24 protein-coding genes are annotated in these 25,739 nt (G+C 69.7%); 18 read left to right on the top strand and 6 right to left on the bottom strand.

Annotation, left to right across the window (positions count from 1 at the left end; translation table 11 throughout):
* From BLR49_RS13355 to BLR49_RS11890, 10 genes are all read left to right on the top strand, one after another.
* The coding region (locus BLR49_RS13355; RefSeq protein WP_218121358.1) for a hypothetical protein at nucleotides 1-228 on the top strand (228 nt) is incomplete at its 5' end.
* 614 nt (nucleotides 229-842) lie between these two features.
* The gene (locus tag BLR49_RS11850) at nucleotides 843-3,005 is read left to right on the top strand and encodes an NAD(+) synthase (protein ID WP_092537884.1); all 2,163 of its coding nucleotides are present in this window, start codon (nucleotides 843-845) and stop codon (nucleotides 3,003-3,005) included.
* A 153-nt stretch (nucleotides 3,006-3,158) separates the two neighbouring features.
* A complete protein-coding gene (locus BLR49_RS11855; protein ID WP_092537886.1) occupies nucleotides 3,159-3,611 on the top strand; it encodes a PTS sugar transporter subunit IIA in 453 nt (150 codons plus the stop codon).
* Nucleotides 3,611-4,105, top strand: coding sequence for a PTS sugar transporter subunit IIB (locus BLR49_RS11860; RefSeq protein WP_092537888.1), 495 nt, complete (start codon nucleotides 3,611-3,613; stop codon nucleotides 4,103-4,105). Before BLR49_RS11855 ends, BLR49_RS11860 begins: the two co-directional genes overlap by 1 nt.
* 103 nt (nucleotides 4,106-4,208) lie before the next feature.
* Nucleotides 4,209-5,063 carry a PTS mannose/fructose/sorbose transporter subunit IIC gene (locus BLR49_RS11865; RefSeq protein WP_092537890.1) on the top strand — a complete coding sequence of 285 codons (855 nt, stop codon included), beginning with the start codon at nucleotides 4,209-4,211 and terminating at the stop codon, nucleotides 5,061-5,063.
* 33 nt (nucleotides 5,064-5,096) lie between these two features.
* A complete protein-coding gene (locus BLR49_RS11870) occupies nucleotides 5,097-5,954 on the top strand; it encodes a PTS system mannose/fructose/sorbose family transporter subunit IID (RefSeq protein ID WP_092537892.1) in 858 nt (285 codons plus the stop codon).
* 179 nt (nucleotides 5,955-6,133) lie between these two features.
* Nucleotides 6,134-6,607: a transcriptional accessory protein gene (locus BLR49_RS11875; protein ID WP_143013769.1), complete on the top strand. Its 474-nt coding sequence runs from the start codon at nucleotides 6,134-6,136 to the stop codon at nucleotides 6,605-6,607.
* A 147-nt stretch (nucleotides 6,608-6,754) separates the two neighbouring features.
* On the top strand, nucleotides 6,755-7,606 hold the full coding sequence (locus tag BLR49_RS11880) for an HAD-IIB family hydrolase (RefSeq protein WP_092537896.1): 852 nt from the start codon (nucleotides 6,755-6,757) through the stop codon (nucleotides 7,604-7,606).
* A complete protein-coding gene (locus BLR49_RS11885) occupies nucleotides 7,603-8,109 on the top strand; it encodes a hypothetical protein (RefSeq protein WP_092537898.1) in 507 nt (168 codons plus the stop codon). The genes BLR49_RS11880 and BLR49_RS11885 overlap by 4 nt, the downstream gene beginning before the upstream one ends.
* A gap of 11 nt (nucleotides 8,110-8,120) precedes the next feature.
* On the top strand, nucleotides 8,121-8,792 hold the full coding sequence (locus BLR49_RS11890) for an HAD family hydrolase (RefSeq protein WP_092537900.1): 672 nt from the start codon (nucleotides 8,121-8,123) through the stop codon (nucleotides 8,790-8,792).
* Between the two features lie 19 nt (nucleotides 8,793-8,811).
* Here the strand turns inward: BLR49_RS11890 and BLR49_RS11895 are convergent, their stop codons facing one another.
* From BLR49_RS11895 to BLR49_RS11905, 3 genes are all read right to left on the bottom strand, one after another.
* The gene (locus tag BLR49_RS11895; RefSeq protein WP_092537902.1) at nucleotides 8,812-9,261 is read right to left on the bottom strand and encodes a GNAT family N-acetyltransferase; all 450 of its coding nucleotides are present in this window, start codon (nucleotides 9,259-9,261) and stop codon (nucleotides 8,812-8,814) included.
* 338 nt (nucleotides 9,262-9,599) lie between these two features.
* Entirely contained in the window at nucleotides 9,600-11,063 is a 1,464-nt protein-coding gene (locus tag BLR49_RS11900) for a serpin family protein (protein ID WP_092537904.1), read from the bottom strand.
* 131 nt (nucleotides 11,064-11,194) lie between these two features.
* Nucleotides 11,195-12,472, bottom strand: coding sequence for a methyltransferase domain-containing protein (locus tag BLR49_RS11905; protein WP_245690690.1), 1,278 nt, complete (start codon nucleotides 12,470-12,472; stop codon nucleotides 11,195-11,197).
* 115 nt (nucleotides 12,473-12,587) lie between these two features.
* On the opposite strand from BLR49_RS11905, the gene ispF reads away from it, so the two are divergent.
* The 4 genes from ispF to BLR49_RS11925 all read left to right on the top strand — a co-directional run bounded on the left by ispF (nucleotide 12,588) and on the right by BLR49_RS11925 (nucleotide 17,239).
* On the top strand, nucleotides 12,588-13,190 hold the full coding sequence (gene ispF, locus BLR49_RS11910; RefSeq protein ID WP_092537908.1) for a 2-C-methyl-D-erythritol 2,4-cyclodiphosphate synthase: 603 nt from the start codon (nucleotides 12,588-12,590) through the stop codon (nucleotides 13,188-13,190).
* A 51-nt stretch (nucleotides 13,191-13,241) separates the two neighbouring features.
* Nucleotides 13,242-14,765 carry a cysteine--tRNA ligase gene (cysS, locus tag BLR49_RS11915; RefSeq protein WP_092537910.1) on the top strand — a complete coding sequence of 508 codons (1,524 nt, stop codon included), beginning with the start codon at nucleotides 13,242-13,244 and terminating at the stop codon, nucleotides 14,763-14,765.
* A gap of 88 nt (nucleotides 14,766-14,853) precedes the next feature.
* Nucleotides 14,854-15,849, top strand: a complete 996-nt coding sequence (rlmB, locus tag BLR49_RS11920) for a 23S rRNA (guanosine(2251)-2'-O)-methyltransferase RlmB (protein ID WP_092537912.1) — start codon at nucleotides 14,854-14,856, stop codon at nucleotides 15,847-15,849.
* A gap of 148 nt (nucleotides 15,850-15,997) precedes the next feature.
* A complete protein-coding gene (locus BLR49_RS11925) occupies nucleotides 15,998-17,239 on the top strand; it encodes a hypothetical protein (protein ID WP_092537914.1) in 1,242 nt (413 codons plus the stop codon).
* 10 nt (nucleotides 17,240-17,249) lie between these two features.
* Here BLR49_RS11925 and BLR49_RS11930 read toward each other — a convergent pair whose 3' ends face one another.
* Nucleotides 17,250-19,469: an HNH endonuclease signature motif containing protein gene (locus BLR49_RS11930; protein ID WP_245690693.1), complete on the bottom strand. Its 2,220-nt coding sequence runs from the start codon at nucleotides 19,467-19,469 to the stop codon at nucleotides 17,250-17,252.
* Between the two features lie 103 nt (nucleotides 19,470-19,572).
* Here BLR49_RS11930 and BLR49_RS11935 point away from each other — a divergent pair, with 103 nt between their 5' ends.
* Nucleotides 19,573-20,307 (top strand): hypothetical protein, encoded by a 735-nt coding sequence (locus BLR49_RS11935; RefSeq protein ID WP_092537918.1) that lies wholly within the window; start codon nucleotides 19,573-19,575, stop codon nucleotides 20,305-20,307.
* Between the two features lie 53 nt (nucleotides 20,308-20,360).
* On the opposite strand, the gene BLR49_RS11940 is transcribed toward BLR49_RS11935, so the two are convergent.
* Both BLR49_RS11940 and BLR49_RS11945 read right to left on the bottom strand, forming a co-directional pair.
* Nucleotides 20,361-21,587: an AGE family epimerase/isomerase gene (locus BLR49_RS11940; protein ID WP_092537920.1), complete on the bottom strand. Its 1,227-nt coding sequence runs from the start codon at nucleotides 21,585-21,587 to the stop codon at nucleotides 20,361-20,363.
* Nucleotides 21,588-21,646: 59 nt separating this feature from the next.
* Nucleotides 21,647-22,453, bottom strand: coding sequence for a DeoR/GlpR family DNA-binding transcription regulator (locus BLR49_RS11945; RefSeq protein WP_092537922.1), 807 nt, complete (start codon nucleotides 22,451-22,453; stop codon nucleotides 21,647-21,649).
* Between the two features lie 174 nt (nucleotides 22,454-22,627).
* Between BLR49_RS11945 and BLR49_RS11950 the strand changes: the two genes are divergently transcribed.
* Genes BLR49_RS11950 through BLR49_RS11960 form a run of 3 tightly spaced genes read left to right on the top strand, consistent with a single transcriptional unit; the run spans nucleotide 22,628 to nucleotide 25,712 of the window.
* Entirely contained in the window at nucleotides 22,628-23,908 is a 1,281-nt protein-coding gene (locus BLR49_RS11950) for an ABC transporter substrate-binding protein (protein WP_245690695.1), read from the top strand.
* Between the two features lie 9 nt (nucleotides 23,909-23,917).
* Entirely contained in the window at nucleotides 23,918-24,856 is a 939-nt protein-coding gene (locus BLR49_RS11955; RefSeq protein ID WP_092537926.1) for a carbohydrate ABC transporter permease, read from the top strand.
* A gap of 4 nt (nucleotides 24,857-24,860) precedes the next feature.
* The gene (locus tag BLR49_RS11960) at nucleotides 24,861-25,712 is read left to right on the top strand and encodes a carbohydrate ABC transporter permease (protein WP_176760756.1); all 852 of its coding nucleotides are present in this window, start codon (nucleotides 24,861-24,863) and stop codon (nucleotides 25,710-25,712) included.
* The last annotated feature ends 27 nt before the right edge of the window (nucleotides 25,713-25,739 follow it).

Below are 25,739 nucleotides of genomic sequence, written 5' to 3' on the forward strand. Positions count from 1 at the left end.
GCCTCGATCACGTTCCTGGCCTCCAAGGCCCACGCCGGCAGCCAGGCCATCATCGACTGGAACCCCGACACAATCATCATCACCACCACCGACGGCGAGGTCCTCGCCCAGTACCCCTGGCCCGCACCCGGCACCCGCTACGTCTCCACCCACACACACCCAACCCCACCAACCAGCACCAACCACCACCACACCCCACAAGACCCAGAACTGTCACCGATGTCCTGACACACCAACTGTCACCGATGTCCTGACACAAAACTGTCACCGATGTCCTGACACAAAACTGTCACCGATGTCCTGAGACATCACACCGCCCACGCCGCACGCAACGGCGGTCCAAACAGACTTCCGGGGTCCAAACAGGGGGACGGCGGTCCAAACCGAGGAGGCCGGCAGCACGCCTCCCACAACACGCCGGCCCAAAGCACCACGCTCGCGCCGATAACCCACATTCGCGCCGATAACCCAAGGATCCTGTCGGAAGCAAAAAGGAGGCCCCGCGCCATCGGCGCGGGGCCTCGGTCGGATTTGGGGGCGCGGTCCCTGAAACGCGTCAACCCCAAACGCACCGGCACGTCATCAGAGTCCCTGAACCTCCTCGATGCCGCGAGCGTTCCGACGGGATCCATCATAGGACGTCCCGTCTGGTTAATCCATCCCGGGAACCCCGGAATCATGCGGGAGTACGGTAACGGATGGGTTGCGTTTATGCGGGACGCCCTCATATCCGCAAGTCGGTTGCGGATCCGCAACCGTGGTGGCGCGCCTGCTGGCAGTGGACAGTCGACCTCCATCCTGGTCTCCGGGCGCGGTGTGCATGGCTGTGCCAGGATCGTCCCATGAGCAAGCCGGACACCACCGACAGCGCCACCCCCGCGGGCGCGCGACCCACCTTCACCTTCCGCTCCGCCTATGACCAGGGCTTTGCGCGGGTCGCCGCCGTCACCCTGCCGGTCCACCTGGGCGATCCGGCCGCCAATGCCGCCGCCGTCGTCGCGCAGGCCCGAGCGCTGTCGGACGACGGCGTGGTTCTCGCTGCCTTTCCCGAACTCACCCTGACCGGCTACTCCATTGACGACCTGCTCCTGGACGACCTGTTGCTGCGCAACGTGCTGGCGGGCATCGAGGCGATCCGGGAGGCCAGCGCCGACCTGCTGCCCGCGCTCGTCGTCGGCGCGCCGCTGCGCGTGGGAGAGCGGCTGCTCAACTGCGCCGTCGTCATTCAGGGCGGAGCGGTGCGCGGTGTCGTCCCCAAGTCCTACGTGCCCAGCTACCGCGAGTTCTACGAGACCCGGCACTTCGCCGCCGGCGCCGACGCCGTTCCCGCAACGGTCCGCCTTCCCGGGGTCGGCCCCGACCCGGCGGGCGTGAGCGCGCCACTCGGGGCGAGGCTGCTGTTCGAGGTCGAGGACGTGCCCGGCCTGACCTTCCACGTGGAGGTCTGCGAGGACATGTGGGTGCCCGTCCCGCCGTCGTCCACGGCGGCCCTGGCCGGTGCCACCGTGCTGGTCAACCTCTCCGGCTCTCCTGTCACGGTCGGCCGCGCCGAGCAGCGCCGTCTGCTTGCGCGCGCCTCCAGCTCCCGAAACCTGGCCGCTTACGTCTACGCCGCCGCCGGGCAGGGGGAGTCCTCCACCGACCTGGCCTGGGACGGCCAGACCTTCGTCTACGAGAACGGCACCCTGCTGGGCAAGACCGAACGTTTCCCGGACTCTCCGCGGGCCACCGTCGTCGACGTCGACCTTGAGGGGCTGCGCGCCGAGCGCCTGCGCCAGGGCACCTTCGAGGACAACCGCCGCGCCCTGGGCGTGTGCCAGGGTGCCGGATCGGCCGACGCCGTCCCCGCCTCCTTCCGCACCGTGCGCATCCCGCGCGCCGACCTGGCCGCCCCCCGCACCGACATCGGGCTGCGCCGCCAGGTCAGCCGCTTCCCCTTCGTACCCGACGACCCCGAGCGCCTGGCTCAGGACTGCTACGAGGCCTACAACATCCAGGTGGCCGCCCTGGTGCAGCGGCTGCGCGCCATCGGCAACCCCAAGATCGTCATCGGCGTCTCCGGCGGGCTGGACTCCACCCACGCCCTGATCGTCGCCGCCCGCGCCATGGACCGGCTCGGTCGTCCGCGCACGGACATCCACGCCATCACCATGCCCGGCTTCGCCACCTCCGCCGCCACCAAGCACAACGCCCTGGCGCTGGCGCAGGCGCTGGGCTGCCACGTCGAGGAACTCGACATCCGCCCCGTCGCCGAGCAGATGCTCGCCACCATGGATCACCCCTATGGACGTGGCGAGCGCGGCCGCGAGGTATACGACGTCACCTTCGAGAACGTGCAGGCCGGGCTGCGGACCGACTTCCTGTTCCGCATCGCCGGCGCTCGCGGCGGCATCGTGCTCGGCACCGGAGACCTGTCCGAACTCGCCCTGGGCTGGTGCACCTTCGGAGTGGGCGACCAGATGGCCCACTACGGCGTCAACGCGGGCGTGCCCAAGACGCTCATCCAGCACCTGATCCGCTGGGTGGTGGCCGAGAAGCTCTTCTCCGCGGAGGCGTGCGAGGTGCTGCTGGCCGTCCTGGGCACGGAGATAAGCCCCGAGCTGGTTCCCGCCGCCGACGACGAGCCCATCCAGTCCACGCAGGCGCGCATCGGGCCCTACGCGCTGCAGGACTTCACCCTGTTCCACGTGCTGCGCCACGGTGCGCGCCCCTCGCGTATCGCCTTCCTCGCCGAGAAGGCCTGGTCCGATCCGACCGTGGGCCGGTGGCCGGCAGGTCTTCCCGAGGAGGAGAAGGTCGCCTACACGCTCGCCGACATCCGCAAATGGGAACTGGTCTTCTTCCGGCGCTTCTTCTCCAGCCAGTTCAAGCGCTCGACGCTGCCCAACGGCCCCAAGGTGGTCGCCGGGGGCACCCTGTCTCCGCGCGGCGACTGGCGCATGCCCTCCGACGCCGACGCCGGCCCGTGGATCGCGGAGATTGAAAGCAACGTTCCGGAGACCTGAGACCGGCCGCATGATACTGTGGGCCGCGTCATAGTCCCTGGCCGAATCGTCCCTGTCGGTGTGCATCGTCGTCGGGAACGACTCCCGGGCTCATGACCCACCTATCCACCGGCGCTGTCGCCCTGACGGCGCGTGACTGGCAGGAGCCCGCAGTTGCAGTCATCCGTTGCAGTCATTGTCGCGGCCCACGGACATCTGGCGGAGGGGTTGCTCAACTCCGCCGTCATGATCGCCGGGCCGCAGGACGATGTCGTTCCCATCAGCTTCGACCCCGGCGAAGGACCGGATGACCTGTTGGCCAAGTACGCCGACGCGGTCGACTCCTCCGCCTCCGCCCAGTACCTGCTCCTGGTAGACCTACTCGGAGGCAGTCCCTACAACGCGGCGGCCCGCTTCGCCGCCGCCCGTGATGACGCCGACGTCGTCACCGGGGTGAACCTGCCGATGCTTATTGAGGTCCTCGGCCGCCGCATGGCCGGCGGCGAGCTGGCCGAACTGGTCGAGGTGGCCAAGACCTCCGGCGCCGCCGGCATCAAGGTCCTGTCCGAGATCTTCACCCCGCCAACCACCACCGATTCCGACGCCGACGAAGGAGACGAGCTCTGATGGACATCAAGCTGCTACGCATCGATTCCCGCCTGGTTCACGGCCAGGTCGCCAACAACTGGGCCGGGGCGCTGGGCGCCGAGGCCATCCTGGCCGTCTCCGACGGCGCCGCCAACGACGAGCTGCGCAAGACACTCATGCTCCAGACCGGTGGCGGCAAGGTCAAGGTGCACGTGCTCACCGTCGCCAAGGCCGCCCGCGTGTACAAGAACCCCAAGTACGCGGCCCTCAAGACCGTCATCGTCGTCGAGACCCCGGCGGACATCGTGCGCCTGCTCGACCTGGGGGTCGAGGCGCCGGAGGTGAACGTCGGCGGCATGACCTTCAAGCAGGGCACCAAGGCGCTGTCCCAGGCCGTCTACGTCTCCGACGAGGACGTCAAGGCCTTCCAGGAGATCGACTCCCGCGGCATCACCCAGTACATCCAGCAGGTGCCCTCCTCCGGGCGCGCCGGCCTGATGGAGTCGCTGAAGTCCAAGGGCTTCATCGGCTGAGCGGAGCGCCGGCCGGAATCGACCCTCCGGCCGGCCACCACCGGCCCCCGGCTGTCTGTACGTAACCCCCGACCTCTGTCCGTCCCTACCAGGAAGCACTCTCATGCATGACATCGGTGCTGTCCAGATCATCCTCGTGACCCTCGTGGCCTTCCTCGCGGGTTGCGACTCCGTGCTGGACGAACGCATGTTCTATCGACCCATCATCGCCTGTACTCTCACCGGGCTGGTCTTGGGCGACCCGACCACCGGCATCATGGTCGGCGGCAGCGTCGAGCTGCTCAGCCTCGGCTGGATGAACGTCGGTGCCGCCATGGCCCCCGACGCGGCGCTGGCCTCCACCGTGTCCACCGTCATCGTCATCGCCGGCGGGCAGAGCGAGGCGGAGGCCATCGCCGTCGCCGTGCCGCTGGCGGTCGCGGGCCAGGCGCTGACCATCTTCGTGCGCACGGTCAACGTGTTCTTCGCCCACCAGGCCGACCGTTTTGCGGAACACGCCAATATGCGGGCCATTCAGGTCATGCACTTCGTGGCCCTGTCCCTGCAGGGCCTGCGCGTGGCCATTCCGACCGCCATTGTTGCCGCCGTCGCCTCCGGGGATGCGGTACAGAACGCCCTGGAGGCCATCCCCTCCGTCATCACCGAGGGACTGCAAATCGCCGGCGGATTCATCGTCGTCGTCGGCTACGCCATGGTCATCAACATGATGCGGGCGCGCAAGCTCATGCCGTTCTTCTTCATCGGCTTCGTGGTCGCCCAGTCCATGACCACCCTCGACACCGGCATCACCCTGGTAGCCCTCGGCATCCTGGGCATTTGCCTGGCCTTCATCTACGTGCAGCTGAACCCCGAGTTCCACGAGTCGGTCCAGCTGCCGCGCCCCGCCCCCGTCGCTGCCGGCGCAGGCGGCGGCTTGGATGACGACCTGGACGACGAACTCGACGACGAGCTCGACTGACCGCGGCAAGGAACTGGGAAGGAAGAAACGACCATGTCTAACGAAATCGACGCCGCTCCCGACACCGAACGCATGCTCACCGACCGCGACCTGCGGAGCATGTACTGGCGCTCCACGTTCCTGCTGGGCTCCTTCAACTTCGAGCGCATGCAGGCCATGGGCTTCTGCATCACGCTCATGCCGGCGATTAGGAAGTTCTACCCCTCCAACAAGAGCGAGCAGGCGGCCGCGCTCAAGCGGCACCTGGAGTTCTACAACACCCACCCCTGGATCTCCTCGGTGGTCTTCGGCGTCACCGCCGCCATGGAGGAGCAGCGCGCCAAGGGCGAGGACATCGGCGACGACACCATCACCAACGTCAAGGTCGGCCTCATGGGGCCCTTGGCCGGCGTCGGCGACCCCATCTTCTGGGGCACCGCCCGGCCCGTGCTCGGCGCCCTGGGTGCCTCCCTCGCGCTGAACGGCTCCGTGCTCGGGCCCCTCATCTACTTCCTGGGCATCAACGTCATCCGCGTCCTGGTGCGCTGGTACGGCCTTAAGTGGGGCTATGAGCGCGGCACGGCGATGGTCAGCGAGGTCGGCGGCGGCCAGCTCAAGCGCATCACCCAGATCGCCGCCATCACTGGTCTGTTCGTCATGGGGGCCCTGGTGGCCAAGTGGACGACGATCAACTTCCCCGGCGTCGTCACCTCGGTGGAGGCGGATGACGGCACCGTCACCGAGACCACCTTGCAGAATATCCTCGATCAGTTGCTGCCCGGCGTCGCGGCCCTGGGGCTGACCTTCGTGTGTATGTGGCTGCTGAACAAGAAGATCAACGCCCTGTGGATCATTCTGGGCATGTTCGTGATCGGCATCCTCGGCGCCTGGACCGGCTGGCTCGGCCTGTAGGAACCTGCAGGAACCGCCCCGTCCCCCACCCCTCCTCGCCGAGATCGGTAGTAATACCCGCCGAGATCGGTAGAAGTTACGTGCCGAGGTCGGTCGAAGTTGCAAGGCTTCGACCGACCTCGGCGAGCGATCGCGTGATCCTGTTGTGATTATTGCTGCGGTTCGGTTACGGTGGGGTCATGATTGTCGTCTGGCGTGGTTGGGGCGGTCTTGCCGTTGCATTCTTCGGACTGGGGGCTGTGTGCGGTGGCCTTGCGAGCAGCGTTACCAGCAATGGATCGCTGGTGATGCTCTGCTTCGGCCTGGGACTGCTCGCCTTCGGCATCGTTGGCTGGCTGGTGGGTACCCACCTCAACGTCGTGCGGCCCACGCAGGAGATAGACCGGCATGTCGCCGCCTTCCGCCAGGAGCTGTTCAACCGGGTCCAGGCCGGCGCCTTCCAGGTGGCCCCGGGGGCTCCCGCACCGCGGAGTGCCGGCGAGGCGCAGCAGCAGGTCGGCTACCTCGTGGCTCAGGAGCGCGTCCGGGCCGAGCGCGCTCTGCGCGGTGTGCATACGCTGTTCTGGATCCCGATCCAGTATTGGGGCATCGTAGAAGTCATCACCGGCGCCGTGCTGCTGGTGGTGGCGCTCGTTTTCGTGGTCGTCGGCTGAGCATCCGCGCGTCGGCTCTCCGGCGGCCCGGTCGGACGACTCCAAGGCCCGTTCTCACCCGATCCCGCCCGCGCTACCGGCGTGCTGTCGTCCCGCGGTCGGTAACCTGTTACCCAGCACACACCGCAACCTGAGCAGGAGAAGTACGTGCGTCAACTCATCGCCACCGACCTGGACGGCACAGTCCTGTTCGACCGTCGGGTCTCGGCCGCCGACCTCGCCGCCATGCAGCGCTGGCGCGAGGCCGGCAACCTGCTCGTGGTCGACACGGGCAAGTCCGTCTTCGCCACCCGCAACACCCTCACTCCCGTGGGCCTGAGCTTCGACTACGCCGTCACCTTCACCGGCGCCGTGCTGATCGACGGCGACTACCAGGTCCTCTCCGCCCGCTACCTGCCCGACGGCGTCGCACACGAGATCGCCACCTTCCTGCAGGGCATTGACGGGCTCACCGTCTTCGGCACCACCATGGAGGCCGATCACATCCTGTCCGACACCTACCACGAGACCTCCCCCATTCTGGAGATCTTTCTGCCCATGACCCTGGAGGAGATGCCGGATCACCGGTTCATCGGCGTGCCCATGCGGGTGCGCGACGACGCCGTGCGCGATCGCATCGTCGCCGAGCTCACCGACCGCTGGTCGGAGGAGATAGAGGTGGTGCGCAATCAGGAGTTCCTTGACGTCATACCCGCCGGAGCCACGAAGGGGGCCGGATTGATCGACCTGGTGGACACGCTCACCGGCCCGGACGGCCCGCTGGCGGGCGAGCGGATAGAGACCTGGAGCGTCGGCGACTCCTGGAACGACATACCCATGCACGCCGTCGCCGACCACGCCATCTGCCTGCCCTGGTCCCCGCCCGACGTCGTCGCCGCCTGCGAGCGGTCGGTGGGCTCCATGGCCGCGCTCATTGAGGAACTGCTGGGCGACGCGGGCGAGGCGACATCCGCCGACGTCGACGACGCCCCGGACCCGGCCGGGGAGGCGGCACGATGAGCGGCGTCGGCGGGCGATTGCGCGACTGGTTCAACGGCGGTGACCCGGACGGGCGGGCCAAGCTCCGCGCCTGGGCCCGTGGGCACGACGGCCGCCCCGAGGGCTACACCTACGGGATGATGGGGCCCGCCGTCGGGCTGTCCGTCCTGGCGGCGCTGCTGTACGCACCGACCAGGGGCTACGGCAGCATCGTGGCCCTGGTACTGGCGATCTTCCTGCTGCTGGGGCGACAGATGATCGAGCGGCAGGTGGCGCGGGACGCCGCCGACCTGCGCGAGGCCGAGCGCCAGTATGAGCGCACCGCCAACGCCGAGTACCTCGAGTTCACGCGCCTGCGCGCCGGCGGCCTGCTGGAGGACAACAAGATGCTGACTCGGCAGACCCGAACCTGGCTGTCCGAGCGCATCGAATGGGCACAGGCCGAGCAGGACAAGCTTACCCGGCGCACCGAACGCGCCCGGCGCAGGCGCTCCCGGGGCAAGGGCCGCGGCAGGCAAGGCTGAGGGAGCGGGCAATGAGCAACGGCGGCCGCTACGTCCGCGGCGTCCTGTGGGACATGGACGGCACCCTGATCAACTCCCAGCCCTTCTGGGATGAGGCATTCCGCCGCCGTTGCGAGGCCGCGGGCGGCACGGTCACCGACGCCCAGGTGGCGGCCCTGGAGGGAGCCTCCATCCGCCGCAGCCGCGAACTGATCGCCGCCACCGGGGCGGCTCCGGACCCCGACGACGCCGCGGCCGAGGCGATCTTCACCGGCATGGCCGCCGACGTCGAGGCGGCCGTCAAGGCCTCACCGCCGCTGGTGCCGGGCGCCCGTGAGATCACCCGGACCCTGCTGGAGATCGGGCTGGCCCAGGTGATCGTCACCCAGTCACCGCGCGCGATCGTGGAGGCGGTTGCCCACGCGCTCGGCGACGTGTTCGCCGGCGCCGTCACCGGCGACGACGGCCTGCCCGGCAAGCCCGACCAGGCCCCCTACGCCGCCGGCATGCGGCTGCTGGGGCTGAGCGAGGACCAGTGCGTCGTCGTCGAGGACTCCGCCACCGGCGCCGCCTCCGCCCGGTCCAACGACCTGCGGGTGATCCAGATCGGCGGAAGCAAGCACTTCCCGGGCGACCCGGGACTCGTCGTCGTCCCGGATCTGGCGGCGGTCACCCCGCACCTGCTGCTGTGGGCCGAGCCCTGAGGGCGGACCGCACGGCGGGTCACTCGCCGGAGAAGCGGTACACGTTGGTCTCGCGCAGTGCGAAGCCGGCGCGGCGGTACAGGCGGTTGGCCGCCTCACGGCTGGGCCGCGAGGTGAGGTCCACGGTGCGGGCGCCCAGCGACTGGGCGTAGGCGACGGCGGCCTCCACCAGGGACTGGCCGGCGCCCTGGCCGCGGGCATCGCCGTCGACGACGACGTCCTCCACCCAGGCGCGCAGCCCGGTGGGGATGGTGAAGGTGGCCAGGGTCAGCATCCCCAGGATGGGGGTGGAGCCGTCGGCCTGCGGGGTGTCGGGGCGGAAGACGAACAGGTACACGCCCGGCTGGGCGACCAGTGCCTCGCACTGCTCGGCGGTCAGGGCCGGGGCGCTGCGGGACAGCTGGGGGATGAGGCGCTCCATGGCCTCGACGAGCTCGGGGGTGGCATGGGTGACGACGTCGACGCTCATTACTTCTCCTGCTGGGGTGGGGAGGGTTTCCAGGAAGAGCGTAACGGCTGGGGTCGCCGCGGTGGGGACATGCGGCCGCATGGGTGGGCGCGGTGGTCGCTTGGCGGTCCGGCGGAACAAACCCACCACGGCACGAGACCGACTTGTGGTGTGGTGGCTGAGGCCGCCGTTTCCCCGCAGGCGGTGCTCTACTACGCCACTTCGGCCTTGGGTACGCCGGTTAGCGGTCTAGTACGCCCCCTACAGCCGTACAACCGACCGCTAACGGGCGTAGTAGACGGCGAACCGGCGTAGTAGACGATCCCGGTCCGCTCGCACCTCGGACCAGAAGAGCCCGGTTACTCGGCGGTCGGGTCCATGATGATGCCCTCGATGAGCACTAGGTCGGTGAGCTGGTCGACGATGCGCACCACGAAGGGGTGGTCCACGGTGAATTCCACCGTCTGGTTCACCTCAGCTGGCGCGGTGACGGCGATGTCGACTTCCGTGAGCGCCCCGGCCACGGTGCCCTCCTCGCCCACCATGAGCCGGACCTGCTGCACCGCCTGGTCCACGAACAGCCCCTCCCCGATGTGCTCCAGACGGTCCAACTCAATGCCTTGGCCCTCAAGGAAGGCGAGCAGGTCCACGGGGCCGGGTTGCAGGTCGAAGGTGGGCAGGGCGAGTCGCACCTCTTGCCGCTCCTCGAAGGCCTCGGCCTCCAGGGCCGCCGAGGCCTCGGCCCAGGTTCCTTCGGGCAGGTCAGTGGGGAGGGTGCCGACGTCGGGCAGGATCACGTCCAAAACCGTTCGACCGCTGCCCTCGGCGTACTGCAGGCGCACGGCCTGCCAGCCCTCGCCCTGCACGTACGGGAGGAAGCGGTCCTCGTGCATGAGCCGGGCGGTGACGGTTGAGCCGTCCGCCAGGGTGAAGTCCTGCTCGGTGGTGTCGTTCGCGTCGAAGGGCGAGGCCCACTTTGCGGCGAACAGCAGGGCGTTTTGCAGGACGAGCTGGGTGTTCGCCGTGACCTTGATGCCGGAGGACTTGATCAGTCCGCCGGTGTGGCGCTCGGCCCAGGCGTCCAGGGTGGCCTTGGCGCGGTTCCTAGCAGTGTGCTCGGTGGTGGCGTCATACCACTCGCGGGCGGCATCCAGGTAGGACTGCTCCACGCCGGGGTTGTCTCCCACCAGCAGCACCCGGTTGGCGATGTGCAGCAGCGGGGGCTCTGGAATCACCTTGGGATTGAAGTTGTCCAGGGCCTTCTCATCGGGTTCGTAGTAGACGAGCAGGTCGTTCTGCAGCGCCGACCAGGTGGTGTCGCGAATGGTGCCCGCATTCGCGGCGGGGGAGGCGGCGGTCGGGTCGGCGTCGCTGGTGCTTGTCGCGCTTGAGTCATCGCTGCCGACAACTCCGAGTAGGGCGTTCACGCCGTCGGCGGGGGTGTCGGAGCCGGCGTAGAGCAGGGCGATGGCCAGGGCCATTCCCACCGGGCAGGCCAGCGCGTTTCCAGTGGGCTCCTCATCAAGGCGGGAGCGCAGCAGGGCTTCGCTCAGAGCGGCGCAGGCGGCCGCGGCCTCTGGTGCGGCCGGGGCGTCTTCCAACGGGACCTCGCGGTGCTCAGCGTCGGTGTCGTAGGCCTCGGCCTGGGCGGAGCCGCCGAGTATGCCGCAGCCGCCCAGCGCCACCAGGGCGGCGATGGCGGGCGGGAGGGCCAGCGCCCGGCGGCGGGACAGGCCATGAGCAGCCAGAGCCTGGGCCGGGCGGGAGGGGATCGTGGGACCGACCAATGCGGAGGGACTGGATGAATCGCCGTTGCTCGCCATGCTGCGAGGCTACGTGGCGTGGCGGCGCTGGTCCATGGGTAGGCGTGCTCAGGCACGTCATATCTACCGATCTCGGCACGTAACTTCTACCGATCTCGGCACGTTACTTCTACCGATCTCGGCGGATATTGCTACCGAGCTCGGCGGAGGGAAACGAGGACCTCGGCGTGATCGGTGTGGGGGAACATGTCGAACAGGCGCGCCCGCTGCACGCGCAGCGACGGCATCCGCTCCAGGTCCCGGGCCAGGCTCTCCGGGTTGCACGAGGAGTACAGCACCCACTCCACCCCCGAGGCCTCAATGCGCTCGGCCAGCTCCGCGCCGATGCCGCGCCGCGGCGGATTGACCACCAGCAGGTCCGGCACCGCCCCGGCGCCCGGGTCCAGCACCGCGGCGTCCCCGGCCTCGAAGCGCACCGACTCCTCCGGCAGCTTCATGAGCGCGGCCGCAGCCCGGGCGCCGTCGATCGCCGAGGCCGAGACCTCCACCCCGAGCACGCTTCGGCCCGGTCCTGCCAGCGCGAGGGCGAAGCCGCCGACGCCGCAGAACAGGTCCCACACCCGGGCCGGGCCGGGAAGCGCGGCATCCGCCCAATCGCGAGCGGTGGCGTACAGCTGCTCGGCGATGGCGGTGTTGGTCTGGAAGAAGGAGCGCGTCGGCAAGTACAGGGGCAGCTCCCGCATGCCCGACGCCGCCGCACCCAACGCCGGCGGTCCGCTCGCGCCAGCGGCGGGTGGCGACAGGCGCAGCCGCATGAGCAGGCGGTCGTCCTCGGTGAGCACGACCTCCTCCGGCCCCTCGATAATCGCCTGGTGCACCGGCTGAATGTTGGCGCTGAGCACCGCCAGCGTCGGCAGCGCCCTCTGCAGGCCGGGCAGGGCCGCGCGCAGGTCCGCCACGTGCCGGCGGCTGCGCAGCACGAAGCGCACCATCAGGTCCCCGTCCGGGGAGGCCGTCACCAGCACGTGCTTGAGCTCGCCGCGCCTGGTCGGCACGTCGTAGGGCATCATCCCGAGCGCCGTGACGGTGCGCGCGAGCACGGGCAGCGCCGCCTCTATCTCCGGCACGTGCAGCGGGCAGCTGCGCAGGTCGATGCCGCGGCCATCGGGCCCCAGCACGCCCAGCACGGGGGCGGCAACCGTGCCGGAGACCACCATCTTCGCCTTGTTGCGGAACCGTTCCGAGGCGCTTGCAGCCGCCGGTTCCCAGGCGCCGGACGGCACGGGGTTCGCGCCGTCGGCCAGCAGCGCCGCGATACGGGCCTGCTTGCGCTCCAGCTGCACGGGCAGCGGCGTCGACAGGTGCGGGCAGGAGCGGCAGGCGCCGTCGTCGTGCAGCGCGCACAGTGAGGCCGCCGGAGCGGACGGTGCGGCCGGGGGAGCGCTCGCGGGCGTGCATGCGGGAACCACAGGCCGCATTGTCCGGCCGCAATCCGCCGCCACGTCAAGACGGCTGCGGCCACCGACGCGCGGGGCGACGGAGGGTTGCGCGGGTAACGAGCAGGTATACGGCAGACTGTGGGGCATGAGTGATCAACCTGAGAGTGATGTCCCCGCACAGCGCACCGCCCGCCACTCCGCCGGCCCCGCGGCCATCACCCCGGCCGACATCGCCGCCTACCGCGCGCAGATCGCCCAGTGGACGCCCCGCACCGGCGTCGGTACCGACGTGCACGCCTTCGCCGCCCCCGACTCGGGAACTCCGCTGAGCCTGGCCTGCCTGCACTGGCCGGACGAGGTCGGCCTGGCCGGCCACTCCGACGGCGACGTCGTGGCTCACGCCTGCTGCGACGCCCTGCTGTCCGCCGCCGACCTGGGCGACCTCGGCGGCAACTTCGGCACGGACGCGCCGGAGTGGGAGAACGCCGCCGGTGCCGCGCTGCTCGCCGAGACCGCCAAGCGGGTGCGCGAGGCGGGCTTCGAGATCGGGAACGTCGCCGTTCAGCTCATCGGCGCCCGACCGCGCGTCGCCCATCGCATGGGGGAGGCCGCCGCCGCCCTGAGCGCCGCCGCCGGTGCCAAGGTTTCCTTCTCGGCGACGACGACGGACCACCTGGGCTTCCTCGGCCGCGAGGAGGGGCTGGCGGCCATCGCCACCGCCCTGGTCTGGCCGGTGCCGCAGGCCTAGCCGCCGCCCGCCGAGCACGGCCGGACTTGCCGCACCCGCTAGGCTGCGGGGGTGAGCACCTCCGCAAATGACGCGCCCACCGCGCTGAACCTGCGCCTGTACGACACGGCCGCCCGCGCCGTCGTGCCCCTGGCGCCCACCGTCACGCCCGGCACGGTGACGATCTACCTGTGTGGTGCCACGGTTCAGGGCTCCCCGCACATCGGGCACATGCGCAGTGCCATCGCCTTCGACGTGCTGCGCCGCTGGCTGACCCGCTGCGGGCAGAACGTCGTCCTGATCCGCAACGTCACCGACATCGACGACAAGATCCTGGCCAAGTCGGCGGCCGCCGATCCGCCCGTGCCCTGGTGGGCGTGGGCGCAGCGGCACGAGCGCGAGTTCGACGCCGCCTACCGGGCCCTCGGCGTGCAGGCCCCCACCTACGAGCCGCGCGCCACCGGCCACATCCCCGAGATGATCGACCTGGTCCAGCGACTGCTGGACGCCGGGCACGCCTACACCGGCGAGACGGGCAACGTCTACTTCGACGTGCGCTCCCTGCCGGACTACGGCTCGCTCACCAATCAGAGCGTCGACGACCTGGCCACCACCGAGGACGACTCCCAGATCGAGGCGGAGGTGGAGGCCGACAAGCGCGACCCGCGCGACTTCGCCCTGTGGAAGGCCGCCAAGCCGACCGAGCCCGCCGACGCCGCCTGGGACGCCCCCTGGGGCAGGGGTCGGCCCGGCTGGCACCTGGAGTGCTCGGCCATGTCCCGCCGCTACCTGGGGGAGTCCTTCGACATCCACGGCGGCGGCATCGACCTGCGCTTCCCGCACCACGAGAACGAGCAGGCCCAGTCCCACGGCGCCGGCTGGGGCTTCGCCCGCCACTGGGTGCACAACGCCTGGGTGACTGTTAAGGGCGAGAAGATGAGCAAGTCGCTGGGCAACTCCCTGGTGGTGTCCGAGCTGCTGGGGGCCTACGACCCGGCGGTGCTGCGCCTGGCGCTGGGCACCGTCCACCACCGCTCCACCGTGGAGTTCTCCACGGAGACCCTGGCCGACGCCGCCTCCCTGTGGGAGCGGCTGTCCGGGGCGATCATGCGCGCCCGGGAGGTAACCACCCCCGCCGACGGCGGTCCCGGCCCGGTTGACGTCCCCGCGGAGGAGGTGCGCGAGCGGGCCCTGCCCGAGCAGTACGCCGCCGCCATGGACGAGGACCTCAACCTCGCCGGTGCCATGGCCGTCGTTCATGCCACCCTCAAGCGGCTTAACACGGCCCTGGCCGCGCCCGCACCCGAGGCCGACGCCGTCGCCCGAGCGGCCCTGGACCTGCGCGCCCAACTGGACGTGCTCGGGCTCGACCCGCTCGCCGAGCCCTGGCGGGGTCGGGTGCTCGGCGCCGGCGGTGGCGCGGACGACGCCGCCGCGCGCGCCCTGGACCGGCTCGTGGCCGGGCTGCTGGAGCAGCGCGCCCAGGCCCGCGCCGCCAAGGACTGGGCGCGAGCGGATGCGCTGCGCGAGGAGCTGACCGCGGCCGGCGTCGTCGTCGAGGACTCCGGGGCCGGGGCCCGGTGGCACCTGGCCTGAGCCCTCAGCCCTGCCCGCGTCGGCACCAGACGCACCACCACCCGTAACTGCGGCCACCGGCCGCCAGCAGCAGAACAGGAGGCCCGCGATGCCAGGCAACGACCGGCGCCACGGCGCCATACGCAGCTCCGGGAAGAAGAAGGCCCCGCTCAAGGGCTCCGGCGGGGTGCGCCGCCGCGGTCTGGAGGGCCGCGGCCCCACCCCCAAGGCCGAGGACCGCGTCGGCCACCCGAAGGCGCGCGCCAAGATGCGCGCCGAGTCCCGCGCCGCCCAGCCCACCCATGCCGGGCGCCTGGAGGAGGCCAAGCGGCGCTTCGGGGTGCCGGGCGACCACGAGATCGTCTGCGGCCGCAACGCCGTCGCGGAGGCGGCCCGCGCCCGTGTGCCCATCACCCGCGTGTTCATGGCCGCCTCAGCCCAGTCCGACGACCGCCTGAACGCCGTGGTGCGGCGGGCCGCCCTGGTCGGAGCCCCCGTCGTGGAGGCCACCAAGCTGGACCTGGAGGCGCTCACCGACGGCGCCGCCCACCAGGGCATCGCCATCGAGGTGCCCGCCTACGAGTACGTGCTCGCCCGCGACCTGCTGGCGCGCGCCCGCGAGGCCGGGCACACCCCCCTGCTGGTGGCGCTCGACCAGGTCACCGACCCGCACAACCTCGGCGCGGTGCTGCGCTCGGCCGGCGCCTTCGGCGTCGACGGCGTGATCGTGCCCGAGCGCCGCTCCGCGGGTGTGAATGCCACCGCCTGGAAGGTGTCTGCCGGCGCCGCCGCGCGCGTGCCGGTCGCCCGGGAGACGAACCTGGTGCGCAGCCTGCAGGCGCTCAAGCAGGAGGGATGCTTCGTCGTCGGCCTCGACGGACGGGCGGATGTGCCGGTGGAGGAGCTGAACCTGGCGGACGCCCCGCTGGTGGTGGTCACCGGCGCGGAGGGCGCTGGGCTGTCCCGACTCGTGCGCGAGACCTGTGACCTGCTCGTCTCCATCCCGATCGCCGCCGCGGTGGAGTCCCTCAACGCCGCCGTCGCCACCGGCATCGCCCTGTATGAGGTCGACCGGCTGCGCCGTCGTGCGGGTGCCGACGCGTAGCCTGCGGCGGTGCGCCCCGAGCACCGGGGACCATCGACGCTCCCGGGGCTGACCGGGACGCTCTATGCTGACACAATGGTCGTGTCCCCGCCCGTCGTGCGGACGGGCCGGCGGACGACGGTCGTCACCATCCGACTAGGAGGCCTCCATGGCTCAGGACCCCGCACAGCGCTGGAACCGCACGGAGGGCGTGCTCGTCGTGCCCGGAACCCAGCCGGACGCGGTCGCCGCGCGCCTCGAGGCGGACCGAGTGGTCGCCCGCCTCGAGTGGTACCCCGCGACCCCACACCTGCTGTCCCTCACCCTGTTGGCCGACGCCGACGGGCGCGTGGCCGTGACCCCGCCGTCGCGTGGCGGCGTGCTCGCCGGGATCCGCATCAGCGAACTGGTGGAGTCCCTGGCCCGTGAGTTCTCCGGCGACGTCACCATCGGTCCCGCCTCCTTCAACGCCCTGCCCACCGACGTCGCGCTGCCGGACGTGGCCTCGGGGGGAGCGGACGCCTCCCGCACCGTCGTCGTCTCCCCGCTGAGCGCCTACATGGTGCCGCTGCAGGCGACGCTGCTGGAGCGTCCGCTGGCCGTGGTCTCCCTGCCCGCACTGGACCGACGCATCGTCATGTATGCCGGCGGCGGCAACGAGCTGGGCACCTTCGGCTGGGACGAGGAGTCCCTGCCCGCCCTGGTCCTGACCGTGGATACTCGCGATATTGCGGTGCGCGCGGTCACCACCGGGGAGAGCGAGGACGACGCCGTCTTCTCCTGGGGGATGACGTCGAAGTACGTGTGGGGCGGCGTGGCCGAGCCGGGCCCGGCACTGCGCGCCCTCGTGGACGAGCTGCTGGCGGACTCCACCGACGTGTCTCGGGTGGCCGAGGCGGTGCCGGGTGCGGATGCGGAGGCGGTGGCGCAGGCCTTCTCCACACCCGGGCTGGACGGGCTGGTCGCCCTGGTGGAGGCGCTCGGCCTGCCGGACTGGGTGGCGTCGGTGCTCAGCGGACGGCTGGCGCCCGCGGAGGCGCCCGGGGCCGTGGTGCACGAGCCGCGCGGCCTGTCCAACGCCGTGGGCCGTTCGGTCGGGCTCATGCTGCAGGACCCGTCCGCGCCCGGCTCGGCCTTCTGGCAGACCTACATTCGCACCGTCACCGAACGGCCCTGGATCATGCGTGCCGGAGTCGCCCTGGAGGCGGGTATCGGTGGGGTGCTGGTCGGGGCGGCGGTGCGCCGCCGTGGCCGCACCGGCGTGCTGCACCGCGGATTCCTCACTACGGGCATCGTCCTGCTGGTGGACGCCGTGGCCGAGGCCTCCCTCGCCTCCTGGACCCGCCACCGGGAGCTGCGGCGCCGGGCGGACGAGGAGATGGCGCTGGTCGCCGAGGAGCTCGGGGCCTGACTCGGAGCGCTTAGAAAGGCGGGATTTCGTCAAGCAGCACGGTTAGGCCGAGGTCGTGTAGGGCCTCCGGGTAGGCGGTGGCCTCGAAGGCGCCAACGGGCTGGCCGGGCTGGGGACCGCGGCTGGTGACCCGTGGTGGTCCGTCGCAGCGGTTGGTGTCTTGGGCGCTGAGGTCGAGGCCGTGTTGGAGGCGATCCATGACGGCGGCGTCGACGGCCGCAGCGAGGTGTTCGGGGACCTTTTGGGCGGGGACGCTCAGCTGACGAGGGCCGATCTTGTGGGCCAGGAGGGTGATGCTCCCGTCCGTGCTGCGTTGGTAGCGGGCACCGGTGGGAGTACACCAGGTCAGGTCACCAGAGTCGGTGCGGGTGAGGCTCCAGCCGGGCGTGTGCTTGAGCCGGTGGTGGGCCTGGCACAGGCTGGTGAGATTGCTGAGGGTGGTCACGCCGCCGTCGGCCCAGGCTTGAATGTGGTCTGTGTCGCAACGACTGGCGGGGATTGCGCAGCCCGGGAACGTGCAGGAGTTGTCCCTGGCCTGCACGAGTTCGCGCAGGGCGGCCGGGGGCCGGTAGTGGGTGCGGCCCACGTCGAGCACGGTGCCTGATACCGGGTCGGTGACCATTCTGCGCCAGACGCCACCGGCCGCGAGGGAGCGGGCGGTAATGGCGGGCACCGGGATGTCGGCACCGCCAATGGTTACCTCTGCCGTCGCAGGAGCCGCGGACCTGGCTGTGGGGCTGGTGGTGATCGGGGGGCCGCCGGTCATGTCGGCGCCGTCGGGTAGTAGGTGCTCCAAGGGGACGGTGACGTCGATGTTGACGGTGATCCCCGGCGGCGGGAAGACCGCTGTAGCGCCGGAGGGCGTCCACCAGCGGTGGGCGGGTTCCACCAGGCTGCTGAGCCCGGCCAACAGGCCTTCCAACGGCACCCCGTCGGGCAGTAGCTGCGTGCTGGTCGGTGCCGGTGGCCCGCCGCTTGCGCCGGCATGCTCCGGCGCGGTGAACGGCGGCCGACAGGCGGTGTACTGGCTGCCTTGCAGGGCGCGCAGCGTCATGCCGGTGACGGCGTCGGCGCGTAGCTGCGCCGGGGACCGCTCATCTCCGGCCGCCCTGGCGGAGGCGGCGATGGCGTCTAAAGTCGCGTCCAGTAGGAACGCGTCCAGGCTCGGCAGGAGCAGCCGCATTTCATGGACACCCTCGCCCGCTTGGCGGGGCCGTGTGACATGCCTGCGCGCCACGTTGCGCTTACGGCGGTCGCTGGCGCCGTCGGGGTCCAGGGCGGCTAGGAGGCGGTCGATGTCCTTGGCCAGCTGAGAGGTCGTCCTCCGGGACGCACGCGGCAGGACCCGCTCCTGCACCGCCTTCGCCACCCCCGCACTGACGCCGTCCAGCCGCCGAACCAGCAAGGCGGTCTTGGCTGCGTCCAGCAGGCCGGCCCGGTGCAGGGCCTCGGTGGCCGCGAACTCGGGTTGTAGCAGGGCCTCACCCCGATCCAGTATCTGACAGGCACCCTGGCGGGTGGTGCCCAGGCGGCAGGCGATCTCCCCGCCGGTGGTGAAACGCCGTTCTTCATCGGTCACCAGGCACTCGGGTCGCCCACCGGGCCCCCAGGGGGCTGCGCCGCGGTTCATCTCCGGGGTGCGAGCAAGGCAGGCAGCCGCCGCGCCCTCGCACCAGGATCCCCAGGAGACCAATCGATGGCATGCCGCCACCAGCTCGCTGAGCACCTGCCCGCCCAGCGAGGCCAGGCGGTCGATGCCGGTGCCCTCGCCCCAGTCCACGCCCAGCTGCGCGGAGGCCCGCGCCAAGGTGCGATCGGCCGGGCTCGTGATGGTGCTGAACAGGGTGCCGGTGTCTGGAATTTCCAGTAGTTCTGCCAGCTCCTCGGCGCTAACAGTATCCGCGGCGTCAGCAGCAGCCACCGTGCTCGCCTCTGCTGCGGCCTCATCAGCGGCGGAGCCGACGGCCTCGCCGATGGGGCCGGTGGGGACCAGCACGCCGGCCAGCAGGCCCTCAACCAGACTCGCCAGTCCCGCGCCTGCGGGCACTTCCGCCAGGCGCGCCATCAGCTCCGCCGGGTCACGGTCTGCCCTGGGCCCGGCCGCTGCCTCCCTGCATGAGACGATCCAGGCAGTAGCCGCTGGCGACCCCCTCCCGGTGCCGGGCAGCCCTGCCCGCTCCGCCGGGTAGGCCCCGCCGGAGCGCCGCTCAGCCCCATTGCCTTCGTACATGCTGCCACGGTATCGCGCGGCACCGACACGAATTCGGGCCCCTTAACCCCTCAACCCAGGGCGCGCGCCGACCGTCAGCGGGCGTGTCCGTAGACTGTGAGCCGTGAACGTAATGGCTGCGTCCTCTTTCGAGACCAGTGTGCTTGGGAGCCGCACCGCCGCCGAGGCGGTAGCCCGTCATGACGCCGCCGCCTACGGCGCCCTGATCGGCGAGGCGGCGATCAGGGGTCTGAACCTGGTGCCCCCGGCCGACTGCGCGGGCCTGACTATTGAGGAGGGCCGGTGGGACCTGCCGCCCGGCGCAGCCGACGACTTCGTCGATGACGGCGCCGTCGGCTGGTTCGAGGTCGGGGTGTCACGGGAGCTGACACCCGCCACCATCTCCCTGGTCTGCGAGTGCGCATACGCCGCCTGCCGGGACGTCGGACCGTTCAGGTTCCAGGGGCTGGCGCTGAGACTGCCATCGGAGCGGGTCGTCCACGACCATTCCCTCGCCACCTACATAGCCGAGCGGCTGCCGGTGTACGGCGAGGCTGCCATACGTCCGGTGACCATCGCCGTGGATGTGCGCGACGGCAGTCCCGGCGACGCTGTGCGCGCCGTATTCAACTCCGCCGACGGCCTGCTGGCCCTGGTTGCCGAGGCCGCGGGCTGGGAGCTGCGCCACGAGAAGGTGGGATCGCCGGACGTATCCGCGGGAAGGGCGTGCATGAGCATGCGAGTGCCCTACTGGTCGCACACCATGGCGGCCTTCCTGTGCGCGCTGGTGCTGGCGGCCGACGACGTCGGGGTGCTGGCGGGGGTGCGCGTGCAACTCGGAGGCCGTCCTACGCCGTGAGCAGCCCGGCGGCTCGGGTGCGTCGTGTTTTGCGTGTTGCCGGTTCGGCGGCTTCAGGCGGGCGCTGCCCCAGTGGCCAGCAGGCCCTCCGCGAATGATGGGGTGATCGGCAGGCGGCCGATCAGCATTGCCTGGAGCGCGTGGTAGATGTCGGGCTTGCCCGACCAGGTGGTTGCGCTGGGGCGGTTGTGGGCGTCAAGCTCTTCCCGCCACCGACCGGGTGCCTCGATCAGAAACTCCCGGGCGAAGGTGGCATAGATGTCGATGTCGTGCTCGTAGGAGGCGTCCCCGGTGGCTTGCTTGAGCGTCTCCGCGGCCCCGATCGCCTCGCACAGCACCCAGTACATGCGTTCGTGGGCCACGGGTCGACCGTAGAAGTCCACGGTGTACACGAAGCCCTGGCGGCCGTCCGCGCCCCAGCCGTCCTGCAACGCCTGCCGGTACATGCGCTTCGGGATACTGTCCAGCAGCGGGTCGTAGCCGATGCCCGCGGCGGAGCAGGCGGTGCGCACCTGAATCATCAGCCGCGACCACTCCAGCCAGTGCCCTACGGTGGATCCATAGGGGCGGAAGGCGTCGGTGGGGCGGTCTCGGTTGTAGTCGAGGACGGCGCGCCAGGAGGAGTCGAAGTGCTCGGGCAGGCGGAAGCCGTGGGAAACCACCGCCTGCGCGATCCGATTGGTGATGCGCACGGCCCGGCGCAGGTGGAGTGGATCCCGGGTGGCGGAGTACGCGGCCAGCAGCGCCTCCACCGTGTGCATATTCGCGTTGGCCCCGCGGTAGGGGTCAACGGCGAGGGTCTCGCGGTCCCGGGAGTCCACTACCATCCCGGCGTCCTCGTCCCACCACAGCCGTTCGAAGGTGAGCAGGGCGGCGTCTAGTAGTTCCCGCGCCCGCGGTACCTCAGCCATGAGTGCGGAGGCGGCGGCCAGGATGACGAAGCTGTGATCGTAGGAGACCAGCGGTCCCGGGCGGGGCGTGCCATTGATGTCGACGGCGGACAGCCAGGTGCCGGTGGTGGTATCGCGAAGTGGCCCGTCCAGAAGGCGGGCGACGCCGTGCTGCGCCAGGGTCACGCAGTCCGGGTCGCCCATGAGGTGCCCCAGGGCGAAGCAGTGGGTCATGCGGCCCGTGATCCACAGTTGCACGCCGCGATTGGCGTCGATGTTGCCGTCGTCGTCGAGCCACCCGAATCCGTGTGCGGTGCGGGAGGGTTTGCCGAAGGCGAGCAGGCTCCAAGTCTCCGCATCGAAGACCTGGCGGGTGGTCAGCGTGGTCATCGAGACCTCCTTGACTCGGGCGCAGCTCGGCCAAGCGTGGCACGGACGCCGGTTCAGTTTCAATAGGGCGTATCCGGGGTGAGCACCTGAACCGAGTTGGCACTCAGTGCGGCCGCGAGCTCGGCACTCGGCTGCTCGTTGGTGATCAGGTAGTCGGCGATCGCAAGCTCGCCGATCGCCGCGAAGAGACGACGGTCGAACTTGGTGGAGTCGGCGAGGATGGCCACACGGCGGGCGCGGGCGGCCATCTGCCCGAGCATGGCGGCCTCGTCCAGATTGGAGGTGGAATAGCCGCCGACGTCGACGGCGCCGACGCCGATGAGGGCGAGGTCGACGTGAATGTCGTTCTCCACTCCGGAGATGGCGGAGGCGAAGGCGACCGGGCCGATGGTGACTCGCCCCGAGAGCCGGACGTGTCCGCCGATGACGTACACATCCCGGCACGCCTCCGGATTGATCTCCACCGGCAGCGCCAGGTTGTTGGTGGCGATGATCAGTTCCCGCTTGTCGGTCAGGTGGTGGACCAGTGACAGTGCCGTGGTACCCCCGTTGATGAACAGGACGTTGCCGTCCTGCACCAGCCCGGCGGCGACCTTGCCGATGCGCTCCTTCTGCGAGGACTGCAGGCGTGCGCGGTCGGTCAGGTTCGTGTCATGCCAGGGGACGGCGGAGTTGGACATGGCGCCGCCGTGCACGCGGATGAGCAGGCCGTCGGCGTCGAGTTGATCCAGGTCGCGGCGGATGGTGTCGGCCGAGACGCCGAAGTGGTCGGCCAGCGCCGTCACCGTCACCTGGCCCATCCGGTTGACGTAGCCGGCGATCTCGGCCTTCCGCCCTCCAGGGAGGCGGGGTACGACGTCGTTCATGGCAGAAGTCTATGCGGCATACATGCGACTTCAAGCCAAGCGTTACGGCATCGTTGCCCAATCAGTGCAGACAGTCGCAAGAAGTCGCACTAGTCTCTGTCTCGGACATCAGGAAACAGCGGAAACCCGCATGATGTCGCAACTCATGTCAATGATGATGGAGTAACAATGCTGATGCGTAGGCGTGAATTCGGACAGATGGCGGCCGTCATGACCGCACTGGCGGCGGCCGGCCTGGCCGGGTGCAGTGGTGGTTCCGGCGGCGCGGGCGACGGCGGGGAGGTGACGCTGGAGTTCACGCAGTGGTGGGAGCCCGAGCTCCCCGACGGGGCGCTGCGGGCGTTGATGGACCAGTTCGAGCAGGCCAATCCCGGGATCAAGGTCGAGCTCCTCTCCGGGCCCTATGCCTCGACCAAGGAGCAGCTGGTCGCCGGGGCCGCGGCGCACACCATGCCGGACGTCGTCGGCCTGGACGGCGCCTGGGTGAGTGACTTCGCCCAGCAGGGGGCGATCGCCGACCTCACCGCCCTCATGGCCGAGCAGGGATACGACGACGCTGAGCTCGCCAGCCAGATCCAGATCGACGGCGCGACCTACATGATCCCCGTGGTCAACTTCGTCTACCCCATGTTCGCCAACATGGATCTGCTGAAGCAGGCCGGAGTCTCGGAAATCCCCTCCACGCGCGAGGAGTTCGTGGCCGCGGCGAAGGCCGTCGCGGCCACGGGCGGGGACATCTCCGGTTGGGCGCTGCCGCTGTCGTTGGAGGCTCCCAACGGGATCCAGAACGATGTCATGTCATGGGTCTGGGCCTCCGGCGGCTCGATGCTCACCGAGGACGGCAGACCGAACCTGCAGGGCAACGCGGACGTCAAGAGCGCCTGCGAGTTCATCAAGGGCCTGTGGGACGCGGGCGTCGTCTCCCCGGGCGCCTTCACCATGAAGGAGCAGGACAAGGTCGAGGACTTCACCAACGCGCGCGTCGGCATGATGATCGACTCCCTCGCACACGTGAACACCATCCGTGAGGGCAACCCGGACCTGGAGTTCGGCATCTCCGCCCTGCCGGCGGTGAGCGGCTACACCGGCGACCGCGGCATGCCGTACGCCTCCTGGGGCATCGGCGTCTCCGGCACCACCGAGCACCCGGAGCAGGCCTGGAAGCTGGTCGAGTTCCTGATGTCCGCAGACATCAACGCCGTGCTCGCCGACGACGCCAAGGCCTTCCCGGGCAACGGCACGGCCACACCGGACTACGTGGAGAAAGACGAGCTGTTCAAGCAGGCCTTCGACATCTGGAGTTCGGGCACGCCCGCCAACGAGTTCACCGGACTGCCGGTCTCCGAGACGCTCATGCGCAAGTTCGACGAGCAGTTCCAGACCTACCTCAGCGGCGACATCGACGTCGACACCATGCTCGCCAACGCCCAAAAGGCGTGGGACGCGGAGTTCTGAGGCCGGGCGATGCGCTCCACCGATGCCGTCGGCGCGTCTCGGGCGCAACCGGCGCAGACGCCGCCTTACTGGCGGCGTCTGGCCGGCTCCCTGGTGCCCTACGCGTATCTGTCTCCCACTCTGATACTGCTCATCGTGCTGATGGTCGTCCCCATCGTCATGGTGATCGGGTACTCGCTGATGGACGCCGTCATCACCGCCGGGGAGTCTCACTTCGTGGGGATGGCGAACTACATCGAGATCCTCACCAGCGGTGCGTTCCGCACGGCGCTGGCCAACACCTTCTGGTTCGTGGCCGTCAGCGTCGTCGCGCACATGCTGATAGGGCTCGGCTTCGCCATGCTGCTGAACTCCGAGGCGGTCTCCGCCGTCACCAGGACCGTCTTCCGCACGCTGTTCGTACTGCCGTGGCTGCTGACCGTGGCGATCATCGCCATCCTGTGGCGGCTGCTGCTCAACCCCAACGGGGTGGTCAACGCGATCCTGTCCGCCCTGGGCGTGGTCTCCGGACAGCACGAGTGGCTCGCCGATCCGGACATCGCTCTGGCCGCGGTCACCTTCATCAACATCTGGGCCGGGTACCCGTTCTTCATGATCTCGATCCTCGCCGGCCTGCAGGGCATCCCGAAGGACCTGTATGAGGCGGCCGAGGTTGACGGCGCCGGTGCGATTCGGCGGTTCTGGTCGATCACTCTGCCGCAGCTGCGGCCGATCATCATCTCCATGGCGCTGCTCGACGTCATCTGGACCTCGCAGCAGTTCGCCCTCATCTGGATGACCACTGGTGGCGGCCCCCTCAACCGGACGGAGATGCTGTCCACCTTCACCTACAAGCTGGCCTTCTCCGAGTACGACTTCTCGAGCGCGTCAGCCAGCGCGGTGATCGTGCTGATCCTGTCCATGATCCTTGCGTTCTTCTACGTGCGCAGCCAGCAGGCGAGGGAGTAGCGCCATGAGCACTCTGACTACCAAGCAGCGGCGTCGCCTGGCGACCAAGGCGGGCGTCTGGGCGGGCCTCCTGATGGGGGCGGGCTTCGCGGCGCTGCCGATCTTCTGGATGCTGGTGTCATCCTTCAAGCCGAATGCGAAGATCTTCGCCACCCCGCCGCGAATCATTGAGGAGGGCTCCTCCTTCGCCGCGTACGTCTCCATCGTCCACGACCCGGAGAAGATCCGCTTCTTCGTCAACAGCTACTTCGTGGCGCTGTCGGTGACCGCGTTGACGCTGACGGTGGCGATCCTGGCCGCCTACGCCTTCAGCCGGTTCGAGTTCCCGGGGAAGCGGATCTTGAACGTGCTGGTGATCTCCGTGCAGGCGGTGCCGCCGATCACCCTGCTGATCCCCTTCTTCGGGCTCATGGTGACGCTGAAGCTGTACAACACCTACCAGGGTCTGATTCTGACCTACATGGTGTTCACCCTTCCCTACGCCATCATCATGCTCACCGGGTACTTCAACACCCTCCCCCGGGAGCTCGACGAGGCCGCGAAGGTGGATGGCACCAGCTCCTTCGGGGCGCTGTGGAGGGTGCTCGTCCCGATCTCCATCCCCGGGATCGTGTCGGTGGGCATCTACACCTTCATGATCGCCTGGAACGAGTACCTGTTCGCACTGACCCTCACGCGCACGAATGACATGCGCACGGTTCCGATCGGTATCCAGCTGCTCATGGGGCAGCACTCCTACGAGTGGAACGAGATGATGGCAATGTCCGTACTCGGCTCGATTCCCGTAGTTCTCCTCTTCATTTTCTTCCAGCGCTACTTCATCGGAGGGATGACCGCTGGATCCGTCAAGAACTGAGCTTGACGCACCCCACAGAAAGGTTCG

The organism is Actinomyces ruminicola (genome assembly GCF_900103885.1).
GTDB classification, from domain to species: Bacteria; Actinomycetota; Actinomycetes; order Actinomycetales; family Actinomycetaceae; genus Actinomyces; species Actinomyces ruminicola.

Bases quoted from the DNA above. Each gene is read 5' to 3' on its own strand.
- BLR49_RS11960 (WP_176760756.1), top strand. From the start codon at position 24,861: ATGAGCACTCTGACTACCAAGCAGCGGCGTCGCCTGGCGACCAAGGCG.
- BLR49_RS11950 (WP_245690695.1), top strand. From the start codon at position 22,628: ATGCGTAGGCGTGAATTCGGACAGATGGCGGCCGTCATGACCGCACTG.
- BLR49_RS11895 (WP_092537902.1), bottom strand. From the start codon at position 9,261: ATGAGCGTCGACGTCGTCACCCATGCCACCCCCGAGCTCGTCGAGGCC.
- BLR49_RS11930 (WP_245690693.1), bottom strand. From the start codon at position 19,469: ATGTACGAAGGCAATGGGGCTGAGCGGCGCTCCGGCGGGGCCTACCCG.
- BLR49_RS11875 (WP_143013769.1), top strand. From the start codon at position 6,134: ATGATTGTCGTCTGGCGTGGTTGGGGCGGTCTTGCCGTTGCATTCTTC.
- ispF (WP_092537908.1), top strand. From the start codon at position 12,588: ATGAGTGATCAACCTGAGAGTGATGTCCCCGCACAGCGCACCGCCCGC.
- BLR49_RS11870 (WP_092537892.1), top strand. From the start codon at position 5,097: ATGTCTAACGAAATCGACGCCGCTCCCGACACCGAACGCATGCTCACC.
- BLR49_RS11945 (WP_092537922.1), bottom strand. From the start codon at position 22,453: ATGAACGACGTCGTACCCCGCCTCCCTGGAGGGCGGAAGGCCGAGATC.
- BLR49_RS11885 (WP_092537898.1), top strand. From the start codon at position 7,603: ATGAGCGGCGTCGGCGGGCGATTGCGCGACTGGTTCAACGGCGGTGAC.
- BLR49_RS11955 (WP_092537926.1), top strand. From the start codon at position 23,918: ATGCGCTCCACCGATGCCGTCGGCGCGTCTCGGGCGCAACCGGCGCAG.
- BLR49_RS11925 (WP_092537914.1), top strand. From the start codon at position 15,998: ATGGCTCAGGACCCCGCACAGCGCTGGAACCGCACGGAGGGCGTGCTC.
- BLR49_RS11850 (WP_092537884.1), top strand. From the start codon at position 843: ATGAGCAAGCCGGACACCACCGACAGCGCCACCCCCGCGGGCGCGCGA.
- rlmB (WP_092537912.1), top strand. From the start codon at position 14,854: ATGCCAGGCAACGACCGGCGCCACGGCGCCATACGCAGCTCCGGGAAG.
- BLR49_RS11860 (WP_092537888.1), top strand. From the start codon at position 3,611: ATGGACATCAAGCTGCTACGCATCGATTCCCGCCTGGTTCACGGCCAG.
- BLR49_RS11940 (WP_092537920.1), bottom strand. From the start codon at position 21,587: ATGACCACGCTGACCACCCGCCAGGTCTTCGATGCGGAGACTTGGAGC.
- BLR49_RS11900 (WP_092537904.1), bottom strand. From the start codon at position 11,063: ATGGCGAGCAACGGCGATTCATCCAGTCCCTCCGCATTGGTCGGTCCC.
- BLR49_RS11890 (WP_092537900.1), top strand. From the start codon at position 8,121: ATGAGCAACGGCGGCCGCTACGTCCGCGGCGTCCTGTGGGACATGGAC.
- BLR49_RS11865 (WP_092537890.1), top strand. From the start codon at position 4,209: ATGCATGACATCGGTGCTGTCCAGATCATCCTCGTGACCCTCGTGGCC.